Genomic DNA, 11,696 nt, shown 5'->3' with positions numbered 1-11,696 from the left:
ATCATGGAAGATGCGCTTAACAATTGCTCACAAGCTCCTCTTAACACTATTCATCGTGTTCACCGTTGTGCTGATCACATCATTAGCCTATGAATCGCGCCAGCAAAAAGTACTACTAGAGTCGGTAATTAGCGAGCAAACCCTGGATAAGGCCGGCAACTACTTCGACAGCCTGAACATGATGATGCTGACAGGAACCATGGCCCAGCGAGAAACCTTGCGGGACAAGGTTCTTTCCCATAGCGGAATCGAAAATGTCCGTGTCATCCGAAGCCCGGCAGTAACAAATATATTCGGCCCGGGTCTTGAAGATCAGGCGCCAGTCGACGAATTTGACCAACGCGCACTTAAAGGCGAGCAAATTACCGAGACTGTGACCACCAATAACGGCCAAAGCCTGCTTGTTGCCCTGCCAATGAAAGCCAGCTCCAACTATCGCGGCACCAACTGCCTCCAGTGCCACATCGTGCCCGAAGGCGAAGTGCTTGGCGTGGTTCGCCTGGAATATAATCTCGGTCCTCTCTATCAGCGCGTCAATGAGCAACTACTGATTGCCGGCGGGATCATGGCAGCGATTGCAGCAACCGGCTTCCTGTTCTCGTTAACCCTGATCCGCAGAATGATTGTCAGGCCGTTACGCCGAGTGTCGGAGTACATGAAGCAAACTAGTGTCAACAAAGATTTGAGCGGCCGCCTCAATGAAACCCGGACCGATGAGATCGGCGAGCTGTGCCATAGCTATGATCAGATGCTGGATAACTTCTCTGCCAGCCTGCAACAGGTACAAAATACCTCGGAATCTCTTACCCTGCAGGCCAATCAGTTGATCAATGTCTCGGCAGATACCACCAATGCTGCTGACAGTCAGCGCAATGAAACCTCTGAAATGTTTGTTGCCATCGATGATATGCAGCACCAGCAACATGATATTGAGCAACGCACCACAGAAGCTGCAAACTTGAGCCAGAGTGCCTCTCAATCAGCAATTCTGGGTACTCAGCTGGCCAACGATGCCGGCAATGACATCAAAATTCTGGTCTCAGACATCGAAAACGTCAAAAGCCGTATCGATAACCTGAATGAGCAAAGCCAGCAGGTTGCCAGTATTTTAGACGTGATCCGATCCATTGCCGAACAAACTAACCTGCTGGCTCTGAATGCCGCGATTGAGGCTGCCCGTGCTGGCGAGCAGGGCCGCGGTTTCGCCGTCGTCGCCGAAGAAGTTCGCAACCTGGCCAACCGTACCCATCAGGCTACCGGGGATATCCAGTCAATTATCGAAGCACTGCACAGTGACTGCGAAGCGTCAGCCAGTGCCGTCGAAACAACCTGTCAGACCGCCCATAGCAAAATGGCGACCATCGAGCAGTTGTCCCATGCATTGTCCGAAATCGGTAGCGGCATTCAGGTAGTCAATAACCACGCCAACGATATTCAGCAGCAAAGTTCTGCCCAAGCCAATATGGCCGACTCCATCAGAACAAAAGTCGAAACCATCACCAGTCATGCAGACGATACCTCCGCTCATGCACTACAATCTCGTGAGATTAGTGTAAATCTTGAGCAGTTGGCCGAACAACTAGAGCGATTACTTCATCAATTTACCCTTTCAAGTGATAACAATGCTTGATGCTTGACGTAAGACAGGTAATATTGCTCTTTCGGACTGTATCTTTAAGTACAGATCTATAAAGTGCCTTAACGGAGAATAATTTAAACATGACTTACGCGCCTGTAACAGACGTATTAAGCGGAAAGCTAGCAGTAGACACTGAAGTCACTGTTCGCGGTTGGATCCGCTCACGTCGTGATTCCAAAGCTGGAATCTCTTTCCTTGCCATTTATGACGGCTCTTGTTTCGACCCGATTCAGGCCGTGGTCCCTAATGAGTTAAATAATTACCAGGAAGAAGTACTTAAACTGACAACTGGTTGCTCTGTTGAGGTGACTGGCAAGATTGTTGAATCACCGGCTAAAGGTCAGGATTTCGAGCTTGCGGCAACTGAAGTAAAAATCGTTGGCCTGGTTGAAGACCCAGATACTTACCCAATGGCAAAAACACGTCACTCTATCGAGTACCTTCGTGAAGTGGCTCACCTGCGCCCACGTACTAATGTGATCGGTGCGGTTGCACGTGTTCGTAACTGCCTGTCTCAAGCGATCCACCGCTTCTACCACGAGCAAGGTTTCTTCTGGATGTCTGCGCCACTGATCACAGCCTCTGACTGTGAAGGTGCCGGTGAAATGTTCCGTGTCTCTACTCTGGACATGGTGAACACACCGATGACTGACGCGGGTGAAGTTGACTTTGACAAAGACTTCTTTGGTAAAGAAACCTTCCTGACTGTATCTGGCCAGCTAAACGCAGAAGCTTACGCTTGTGCTCTGAGCAAGGTGTACACGTTCGGCCCGACGTTCCGTGCTGAAAACTCGAACACCAGCCGTCACCTGGCTGAATTCTGGATGGTTGAGCCAGAAGTTGCATTCGCAGAGCTTGATGACGTGGCAGAACTGGCTGAAGACATGCTGAAATATGTATTCAAGGCCGTTCTTGAAGAGCGTCGCGATGATCTTGAGTTCTTCGCGCAGCGTATCAACAAGGATGCAATTACTCGTCTAGAGCAGTTTGTAACGTCAGATTTTGCACAGGTTGACTACACTGACGCTATCCAGATCCTGAAAGATTCTGGTCGTGAGTTCGAGTTCGATGTTGAGTGGGGCATCGATATGTCTTCCGAACACGAGCGTTACCTTGCCGAAGAACACTTCAAAGCACCTGTTGTTGTGAAGAACTACCCGAAAGACATCAAAGCGTTCTACATGCGTATGAACGACGATGGCAAGACAGTAGCCGCAATGGACGTACTGGCGCCGGGTATCGGTGAAATCATCGGTGGCTCTCAGCGTGAAGAACGCCTGGAGCTTCTTGACAAGCGTATGGTTGAAATGGGTATCGACCCTGAGCACATGGGCTGGTACCGTGACTTGCGTCGCTACGGCTCTGTTCCTCACTCAGGCTTCGGTCTGGGCTTCGAGCGTCTGGTAACTTACGTAACAGGTATGGCTAACATCCGTGACGTAATTCCATTCCCACGTGCGCCACGCTCTGCAAACTTCTAATCTCAGTTAGAAGTGCACAGGAACCTATCTAGAGGTAGGTCACCGACTCCACAGGACGAGCTTTATGCTCGTCCTGTTTGTTTTCAGCCTTGCTATTTCTTTCAAGCCTGGTTCCGCCCAGCCCCTGCATAACTGACCGCAATATCGACAGGTGGAATATCATAGATAGCGAACAGAGTCAGACGAATAGACTTACTGATTCGCATCGAATAAGCTTATGCCTATCCGCTTGTGTGCCCTAAGCACCAGCACTAAACCCGATGAGCCTATTATGATCAGAGAAACTACCCTCGCGCCAGCAAGCCTGTGGGCCAAACCCTTCGTTTCAGAAGTCGCTGAAATTATCAACCTGCTAAAAGAGTATGGGTATGATTCAGCAACCCTCGCCCGTTTAACTGGCCTACAAGAGAAAAAAATCTCTGATTGGATGTCACGCTACAAGCGTGAACCTGAGAATATTTCTAATATTCCCTACCCTTGCTGGTGTTTTCTCGCAGCCCTCGCAGGCCGACCGAACATTCAAAATAACGGTCAGCCTATTGATGTCGATGCAAGGAAAGTAATGCGCGCATTCAAACCAACTGCGTTTAAAAATAGAAGCATTTTTGAAATGCCTAGCGAAAAAGAATTTAAGCGCATTATTGGTGACAACACCTTCACTGGCATAACGGTAGAAAGCCTTTGTGACACCTTTCAGTGGAAACCAACTCAACTCTCTGAAAGCCTGGAAAAAAGTACACTTCCTTTCTTAAATTGGTGTCTTATTCTCATGCTTTGCGGTTTCAATATCCAAAAAATGCTGCTGACTCAGCATGAGGGAGAAATCTCGCTGGATGAACAGCTCAGCTAAAGCGGTTCCAACTATAACAAAGGCCACCCTTCCCTTGGGTAGCCTTTGTTTATCACACTGAATAGATGTGTTTGATCTCAGTATTACTCTGCAGAACCCGGACGGAACTTCTGCTGAACACCAAGCAGGAAGTTACGCAAAATCTGATCTTTACATTCACGGTAATGCTTGTTGTCTGGTTTTCGGAAAAAAGCGCTTAGCTCATGCTTGCTCATAGTGAAATCAACCGACTCCATAATTTCAAGTATATCTTCAGCCTTGTAATTCAATGCAATACGTAGCTTCATGAAAATCATGTTATTGGTAAGACGTGACTCAGGCTCAGGCTGGACGCCCTCCTTCTTGCCGCGTTTTGAATTTATCAGGCCATTGAGGAAAATAGCCAGTTCACGGTCAGTACACTTCTTAAATGCAGCATCATCATCTTTCTTCAACCAGTCGCTAACTTGCTCTCGGGTTACCTCATGGTCCGCGGCAGCAAAAATGCTGATCATTGCCGCATCGTTATAATCAAAGGTATAGCGAATACGTCGCAAGATGTCGTTGTTAAGCACAGTAAATCCTAGTATTAGTGCAGCATTGCCGAAATGGCGTACTGCGAAATTGCCCGCTACTTTACCAGATATTAGTCCCCATTAGTTACAAACGCTGATTTAAAGCTGCTATAGTGGCCGCCACTCAGATCAAGCGAAGAAACAAAGCACATGAACACGCAACCCAATAACCCGCTGCACGGTATTACCCTGCAAACCCTACTCGGCGAGCTGGTTGATCACTATGGATGGGAAGAACTGGGCAGGCTGGTTAACGTCCGCTGCTTCAACAATGACCCGAGCATGAAGTCGAGCCTGAAATTTCTCCGCCGTACTGAATGGGCAAGAAAAGAAGTCGAACAGCTATACCTTGATACCTTCTTTATCTAGGAACGTATAAGCCCTGACAAGTCACAAATGCTGTCGTCATTAAATACCAAAAGGCCAGCCGCGTAACCGGGCTGGCCTTTCTGAACAGAAGACGCTAGAAAGAAAGTGCTGAATTAGTTCGTTTCAGGCTTCAGCTTTACTTGCTCCGAAGCGGAGTTCGGCTCATCTTCATCCTTAACTACTGAGACCATCAGGCCGGCAAAGATCATCGAAGCACCACCGAGCACAATCGCCATCATTGTATTGCCACCAAAAGCCCAGCGAGTGAAAAAGCCAAGTACGCCAGCAGCAAGGATCTGCGGCAACACGATAAAAAAGTTGAAGACCCCCATATAGAATCCCATTTTCTTTGCAGGCAGCGCGCCGGCCAAAATCGCATAAGGCATACACAGGATGCTGGCCCATGCCAAGCCTATTCCCACCATATTGAGCATCAGCATCGATGGTGTTTCGATCAGAGAAATTGAGGCAAGGCTCAGGCCACCGATGATCAGACTCAGGCTATGCACAAACTTACGGCTGGTGCGTTGGGCAAGCCAGGGTAAGGCAAATGCAGCCAATGCCGAAATACCATTGTAGGTCGCGAAACACAAGCCAACCCAGTCCGCCCCTTCGTTATACACCACTGAGCTGGTGTCAGTGGTACCGAAGATGTGAGATGTCACCGCCGAGGTGGTATAGATCCACATTGCAAACAACGCGAACCAAGAAAAGAACTGCACCACAGCGAGCTGAACCATTGTCTTTGGCATCGCCTTGATATCTGTGATGATCTCTTTCAGGCTGGCTTTTTCTTTTGGCTCAAACTGTTCATTGTTAAACTTTGCCAGCTCTTGCGGTGAATACTCCTTAGTACGAATTACCGTCCATAAGATGGAGCCAATAAACACCACGGCTCCACAAATAAAGGAGATTTTGACCGACGGCGGTACCTCGCCGGCTGGCGCTGTATTTGACACATCGAACACGTTTGTTAGCAGATAAGGCATGGCAGAGGCGACAACCGAGCCCACGCCGATAAAGAATGTTTGAACCGCAAAGCCCTGCGTTCGCTGCTCAGAAGGCAAGTTGTCGGCCACCAGCGCACGGAAAGGCTCCATCGAAATATTTATCGATGCGTCAAGAATCCACAGCATACCTGCGGCCACCCATAAATACGGGGAATATGGCATTACAATCAGCGCCACCGAAGAAGCTACCGCCCCGAACAAAAAGTACGGGCGGCGTCGGCCTAACCCTGTCCAGGTACGGTCACTGAAGTATCCAATGATAGGTTGTACGAGTAACCCCGTAAGCGGCGCAGCAATCCATAAGATAGGGATTTGATCAATGCTTGCTCCCAGTGTTTCAAAGATTCGACTGACATTGGCATTTTGCAAACCAAAGCCAAATTGAATTCCCATGAAACCGAAGCTCATGTTCCATATTTGCCAAAACGAAAGGCGTGGCTTTTCCATTAATATATCCCCGATATATACCACCGCAGTCTGAAATTTTATTGCGACTGCGGTAACTTCCAACTCCAGGCTGAATATGACGAACAATGTAAGAGTTGTGATTTGGTATGTTTATCGCCTGTATGTTATTAAAGCAGGGCTTTTTATATCCTTTAGTACAATAAACAGACCGTATTCATCATATTTGACCGTTTCCATCGGAGAGCAATCCTATTGGAAGCCACCCCCTACCATCTGTGATCAATTTCACACCAACAATGTCAAACATTACCGAATGTTGTAAAATTACACGCTTTTATATTTAAGTAACGAAAAAACGATCAGAAAGTGTATTTTTGCACCTTCTGACGTGGCTAAATGTCGTAATTTTATTGCAAATGAAATTGGTGACGATTGTCAAAGAGTGGTGAAGATTAACCAAAAACTATAACTATGAGCGACTTTGGAAAAATCTTTCATGAAATTGTTGCATTTTGTTGTCAATACTTACCTACAAAGGGTATAAATAAGGTTATGACCGTTTGTTTTTACCAGCATGGATGACCACGATGTTTGAGAAAATTACTGCTGCACCTGCCGACCCAATTTTAGGCCTGACCGAAGAGTTCAAAAAAGACACCCGCCCGGAAAAGATTAACCTGGGCGTTGGTATCTACAAGGACGAGTCTGGCAATACTCCTGTTCTGGCAACAGTAAAAAAAGCAGAAGCTATTTTATTGGAAAAAGAAACAACTAAATCCTATCTCAGCATTCCTGGTACTGCTGAATACGGTTTAGCTGTTCAGCAGTTACTTTTCGGTGCTGATGCATCCATTATTTCGGACAAACGCGCGCAAACCGCTCAGGCACCAGGTGGTACCGGTGCCCTTCGTGTTGCTGCCGAATTTATCAAGCGCCAGCTAGGCGATGTAAAAGTGTGGATCAGCAACCCGACTTGGGCCAACCACATGGGTGTATTCAAGGCTGCCGGTTTGGAAACGGCACAATATGCCTACTACGATGCAGAAACCAAAGACATGGACTTCGATTCTGCCCTGGCTGATCTGGCTAACGCTGCGCCTGGCGACATTGTTCTGCTTCACGGCTGCTGCCACAACCCAACAGGTATTGATCCGGACGCCGCACAATGGCAGAAACTGGCTGAGCTTTGTGTTGAGAAGCAACTGCTGCCAATGTTTGACTTTGCCTACCAGGGCTTCGCCAAGGGCGTAGAAGAAGATGCACAAGGCCTGCGTATTTTCGCGGCTCAGTGTAAAGAGCTGCTGGTTGCTAGCTCCTTCTCCAAGAACTTCGGCCTGTACAACGAACGTGTCGGCGCCTTTACCCTTGTTGCCGAAAGCAACGAGCTGGCAGTGACTGCCTTTAGCCAGGTGAAGAGCATTGCCCGTGTTATTTACTCTAACCCACCAGCTCACGGTGCTGCAATTGTTACCGAAATCCTAAACGATGCAGCCTTGCGCGCCGAGTGGGAACAAGAGGTTGCCGACATGCGTGACCGTATTCAGGAAATGCGTACGCTGTTTGTGCAAACTCTGAAAGATCTGGGCGTCGAGGCAGACTTCAGCTTCATCGAGCGCCAGAACGGTATGTTCTCTTTCTCAGGCCTGAACAAAGACCAGGTTAACCGCCTGAAAGAAGAGTTCGGTATCTACATTGTTGGTTCGGGCCGGATCAGCGTCGCGGGCATGACAAAATCCAACATGCCGCCGCTGTGCAAGGGTATCGCAGCTGTACTTTAACTTGCCGAAGCTCTGTAATAGGGCTTCCACGTTAAAGCACCGAAACAACAAAAAGGGCGCTCTTCGCGCCCTTTTCTTTATCTGTATAGCCTTTCAAACCCATCTGTCTCAAATTTAACGATGCAAAGAAAATCTGTTACTTTGAGTCTGAATCGCCTTTACCTTTATCTTTCTTCCTGAGCCGCTCTGCTTCTTCAGCCAGATTTATCGAGGGGCAAGACATTGCAAAAAAGCTCCCTCTCATATTGGTGTTCTAACTGCTCTCGCCAGGGCTTGTTAGAAACTGGGACCAAATAAAAGGTTTCTCTTGAAGTATCAGTAACAAAGGCCATTCCATGCTGCATCAGCTCGTAGTGAATATCATGGACAAATCCCAGAGAAAAACTCTGCCTGCCCGTTAGCTGATTGATATCTTCGCGCGTCAAACATACCCCTTGATCTTCATCAGCAAAGCGATTGCGGAGCCAGTCAGAAAACTCTCTAGCACTTATCATTGTCATAAAATATAGCCTCCGAGTATCAATTTCCCTGAAAAGTTCACTCCGTTATAGTTAAGTTATAGCAGAGCTGCGGAATATCGACAGCGGCAAAGTAAATTTGTCAATAAAATCAAGTGCCAATAGAAATGACTGATTTGATCGATTCAATGTCGTGGATTGCAGGATGAATATCTGAAAGAAAGGTAGGCAGAGATGTATCAGAAAAAGAACAGCTTGGATAAGAATTAAGAAGGACACCCGCTCCTGCTTTGGCAGGAGCGGGCTCGGCAAGGATTAAAGTGCTTTATAAAGTACTTTGTTACCTGCCAATTGGATACGCTCAACCAGACCTTCTTCGGCCAGTTTCTTAAGCGCACCTGTTGCCCATGAAGCTGCTTTCGCATCTTCCTGGCCAGCTTGAAGACCAATACCCTTAGGATTGATACCTTCAATGTTCTTAACCACAATATCCAGCACTGCCTGCTGTTTTGGAGTTAAAGACACTTGAGCCGCAGCCGGAGCTACCGCTTCAACTGGCTTTTGCTCTTCAACAGGTTTTGCCGCTGGAGCAGCTTTTACTGTTTCTGCAGTTGGTGCTTTTTTTACAGCAGCTTTCACGGCTGCCGGTTTGGCTACTGCTGCTACCGTTGCTTTTACGCGTTTTTGCAGCTTAAGCTGAACTTTACGTTTGTGAGAGATTCTCATTAAATTTCCTACTCCGTTGCACTACTTTCAGTCACCACCATATACCAGTCAAGGAATGAATGAGCTTGGTATTTCCAGCGGGAAAAAGTAAGCGCGTGTTATACCAAGTATGTTAGAGAAATGCCAGCAAACGGTCATTTAACCCGCAACAAAACATGATTTTACTCAAAAATAAGCGCTGGGCTCTCATTTCCAACAATTAGTAGCTGCCTAAAAATGTATCTAATATCAAACGATAACCTATAACTAAGCGGGTATTTTCAGCAAATAGGCCCAATTATGGCTACTTCATTAAAATCTCATTGACTAATATGCATTAGTGGGCACAAAAATATTATGCCAAGAGATCAGCCATACTTAAAAGAAGTGATCAGTAAGGAGAACAGCTTGGAGACACGCTATATAAAGCCACCGATATCAAAGCCCCGGGGACTGCTGCTGATCATCAGCCTGGCCGCATTTATTGCCCTTGGCCTGACTGTGTTCCTTGTGCCGGCGATTAAATCTGCCGCTGTCGCCATCTTATTGCTGGCAATTATCACCTTACTGATCATTGCGATAAAACAGGCGCAAGAGCCCGAGCTGTCCTTTACCCTTACCTTTATGCATATTCAGTTTCATAGCCCGAGTGGCGGCTGGCTGGCGCGATGGAAGAATATTGCCGAGATCGGCCCTGCCACGATTGCCAACCAAGGCTGGCACCAGCCGATACCCTGGGTCGGGATCCGGCTGAAGGATTACGAGGAGTTCCTTGACGCCATCTGTCCTCGTATTGCCAGCAAGATCCTGCTCGAGCAACGGGCATTGCTGTTTCTTGCCTACAAGCGGATGGATAACCCCCCCCATGAAATAGAAGACATGCTGTTTGACGATACGCACTACATCGGTCGTAGCGGAAAAACCTTCAAAGGGTTGCTGGCTATGCTGGCCAACCGAATGCATTACAACCGCGAGCTGCTCGGCTATGACTTCTTCATCTCGGAAGATCTGCTCGACCGCTCAACAGAGGATTTTGTCGGCCTTACCCGCCGTTATCTGGCGGCCTCATAACTGGCTGTTTCCTTTTCCTCGGTTTCCTGCGCTTTTAAGAATGGCAACAATAGCAAACCCACCACAGCCGCTGCCGCCGAGATAACAGTAAAAAAGCCCGACCAGTGGTAATACTCCATCACCAGGGCCAGCGGATAACCTGCCAGCGCCGCTCCCATATAGGCAAACAGTCCGACAAAGCCCGTCGCAGCCCCGGCAGAATTTTTATGGGAGCACTCTGCCGCCGCCATGCCGATTAGCATTTGCGGACCAAAAACAAAAAACCCGATAGTAAAAAAGCAGCCAGCCTGAAGCACAAAACCAGTGATCGGCATCAGCCACAGTGCCGCCACCGACAGAAAGATTCCGATAGAGAAGATCAAGTTCATCGGTCCCCGGTTGCCACCAAAGAGCCTGTCAGACCCCCAGCCGGCGACAAGAGAGCCGACAAACCCACCCACCTCAAACAACGACAACGTTGTGTTGGCAGTGATCAGGCTGTAACCGTGCTGCTCGGTCAGATATAAATTACCCCAGTCATTAACAGCTGTGCGCACGATATACACCAGCACATAACTAAACGCCAGCAGCCAGATATACTTGTTGCTCAACACGTACTTACTCAGGATATCACTGTGGCTCAGTCCCCTGCCCTCGTTTTCCTGGGCCAGCTCCAAGCTGTCCTTGCGCCAGCGGCCAACCGTCGGCAGCCCGAGAGTCACTGGCTTATCCCTTAGCCGCCAGCAAAGTACCAGACCAACCACAACAGCAATCAGACCAGGAACGATGAATCCGTAGCGCCAGCTATAATGCAGGGTCAGGAAACCCACCAGAAGCGGGATCAATGCGCCGCCAACATTGTGGGCAGTACTCCACAGTGACCACCACAACCCACGCTCTGAACGTGAATACCAGGTTGTCATCAACTTGGAGCACGGTGGCCATCCCCAGCCCTGGAACCAGGCGTTCAGTACCCACAGGCTTGTCATTACCAGCAATGAGCTCGAAAAGCCAAACAGGATATTGATCACACCCGTGGCAATCAGACCGATCCCCATAAAATAACGCGGGTTAGAGCGGTCAGAAATGATCCCGGAGAGAAACTTCGAACAGCCGTAGGTGATATAGAACAACGTTCCGATCATGCCAATATCGGCTTTATCAATGCCCAGATCAGCGATCATTGCCGGCAAGGCATAGTTAAAGCTCTTTCGCGTGAAATAAAACACGGCATAGCCGATATACATGGTAAACATTATGTGGAACCGCCAATGACGGTACATCTCGTCGACCTGTTTGGTGTCGGTAACCGTTGGCGCAGATTGCGGTGATTTTAGATAACCCAGCATCATTCTTTACTTATTCATTCAACCCAAGGACGTTACAACAGAAGC

General features: G+C 48.2%; 11 protein-coding genes. 6 read left to right on the top strand and 5 right to left on the bottom strand.

The window, feature by feature from the left end:
• The first annotated feature begins 10 nt into the window (after positions 1-10).
• The 3 genes from EIZ48_RS00880 (at position 11) to EIZ48_RS00870 (ending at position 3,970) form a co-directional block, all read left to right on the top strand.
• Entirely contained in the window at positions 11-1,630 is a 1,620-nt protein-coding gene (locus EIZ48_RS00880) for a methyl-accepting chemotaxis protein (RefSeq protein ID WP_160648249.1), read from the top strand.
• A gap of 89 nt (positions 1,631-1,719) precedes the next feature.
• On the top strand, positions 1,720-3,120 hold the full coding sequence (asnS, locus tag EIZ48_RS00875; RefSeq protein WP_160648248.1) for an asparagine--tRNA ligase: 1,401 nt from the start codon (positions 1,720-1,722) through the stop codon (positions 3,118-3,120).
• Between the two features lie 271 nt (positions 3,121-3,391).
• The gene (locus EIZ48_RS00870; RefSeq protein WP_160648247.1) at positions 3,392-3,970 is read left to right on the top strand and encodes a hypothetical protein; all 579 of its coding nucleotides are present in this window, start codon (positions 3,392-3,394) and stop codon (positions 3,968-3,970) included.
• Between the two features lie 83 nt (positions 3,971-4,053).
• Here the strand turns inward: EIZ48_RS00870 and EIZ48_RS00865 are convergent, their stop codons facing one another.
• Positions 4,054-4,524, bottom strand: coding sequence for a DUF1456 family protein (locus EIZ48_RS00865; protein WP_160648246.1), 471 nt, complete (start codon positions 4,522-4,524; stop codon positions 4,054-4,056).
• A gap of 150 nt (positions 4,525-4,674) precedes the next feature.
• On the opposite strand from EIZ48_RS00865, the gene EIZ48_RS00860 reads away from it, so the two are divergent.
• Positions 4,675-4,893, top strand: coding sequence for a VF530 family protein (locus tag EIZ48_RS00860; protein WP_075766448.1), 219 nt, complete (start codon positions 4,675-4,677; stop codon positions 4,891-4,893).
• A gap of 113 nt (positions 4,894-5,006) precedes the next feature.
• On the opposite strand, the gene EIZ48_RS00855 is transcribed toward EIZ48_RS00860, so the two are convergent.
• Entirely contained in the window at positions 5,007-6,350 is a 1,344-nt protein-coding gene (locus tag EIZ48_RS00855; protein ID WP_160648245.1) for an MFS transporter, read from the bottom strand.
• Positions 6,351-6,898: 548 nt separating this feature from the next.
• Here EIZ48_RS00855 and EIZ48_RS00850 point away from each other — a divergent pair.
• On the top strand, positions 6,899-8,089 hold the full coding sequence (locus EIZ48_RS00850; protein WP_160648244.1) for an amino acid aminotransferase: 1,191 nt from the start codon (positions 6,899-6,901) through the stop codon (positions 8,087-8,089).
• Between the two features lie 194 nt (positions 8,090-8,283).
• Here the strand turns inward: EIZ48_RS00850 and EIZ48_RS00845 are convergent, their stop codons facing one another.
• Positions 8,284-8,589, bottom strand: coding sequence for a hypothetical protein (locus EIZ48_RS00845; RefSeq protein WP_075766450.1), 306 nt, complete (start codon positions 8,587-8,589; stop codon positions 8,284-8,286).
• Between the two features lie 273 nt (positions 8,590-8,862).
• Positions 8,863-9,273, bottom strand: coding sequence for a MarR family transcriptional regulator (locus EIZ48_RS00840; protein ID WP_075766451.1), 411 nt, complete (start codon positions 9,271-9,273; stop codon positions 8,863-8,865).
• A gap of 387 nt (positions 9,274-9,660) precedes the next feature.
• Between EIZ48_RS00840 and EIZ48_RS00835 the strand changes: the two genes are divergently transcribed.
• Positions 9,661-10,323: a DUF2982 domain-containing protein gene (locus tag EIZ48_RS00835; protein WP_240152823.1), complete on the top strand. Its 663-nt coding sequence runs from the start codon at positions 9,661-9,663 to the stop codon at positions 10,321-10,323.
• Here EIZ48_RS00835 and EIZ48_RS00830 read toward each other — a convergent pair.
• Positions 10,305-11,651, bottom strand: a complete 1,347-nt coding sequence (locus EIZ48_RS00830; protein ID WP_160648498.1) for an MFS transporter — start codon at positions 11,649-11,651, stop codon at positions 10,305-10,307. The two genes, EIZ48_RS00835 and EIZ48_RS00830, sit on opposite strands and share 19 nt — an antisense overlap.
• Positions 11,652-11,696: the final 45 nt, after the last annotated feature.

Source organism: Photobacterium alginatilyticum, assembly GCF_009910675.1.
Lineage (GTDB): Bacteria > Pseudomonadota > Gammaproteobacteria > Enterobacterales > Vibrionaceae > Photobacterium > Photobacterium alginatilyticum.
The sequence above is the reverse complement of the archived record's forward strand: the minus strand, read 5'-3'. Positions and strand labels throughout refer to the sequence as shown.

Bases quoted from the DNA above. Each gene is read 5' to 3' on its own strand.
- EIZ48_RS00840 (WP_075766451.1), bottom strand. From the start codon at position 9,273: ATGAGAATCTCTCACAAACGTAAAGTTCAGCTTAAGCTGCAAAAACGC.
- EIZ48_RS00880 (WP_160648249.1), top strand. From the start codon at position 11: ATGCGCTTAACAATTGCTCACAAGCTCCTCTTAACACTATTCATCGTG.
- EIZ48_RS00860 (WP_075766448.1), top strand. From the start codon at position 4,675: ATGAACACGCAACCCAATAACCCGCTGCACGGTATTACCCTGCAAACC.
- asnS (WP_160648248.1), top strand. From the start codon at position 1,720: ATGACTTACGCGCCTGTAACAGACGTATTAAGCGGAAAGCTAGCAGTA.
- EIZ48_RS00850 (WP_160648244.1), top strand. From the start codon at position 6,899: ATGTTTGAGAAAATTACTGCTGCACCTGCCGACCCAATTTTAGGCCTG.
- EIZ48_RS00855 (WP_160648245.1), bottom strand. From the start codon at position 6,350: ATGGAAAAGCCACGCCTTTCGTTTTGGCAAATATGGAACATGAGCTTC.
- EIZ48_RS00870 (WP_160648247.1), top strand. From the start codon at position 3,392: ATGATCAGAGAAACTACCCTCGCGCCAGCAAGCCTGTGGGCCAAACCC.
- EIZ48_RS00830 (WP_160648498.1), bottom strand. From the start codon at position 11,651: ATGCTGGGTTATCTAAAATCACCGCAATCTGCGCCAACGGTTACCGAC.
- EIZ48_RS00845 (WP_075766450.1), bottom strand. From the start codon at position 8,589: ATGACAATGATAAGTGCTAGAGAGTTTTCTGACTGGCTCCGCAATCGC.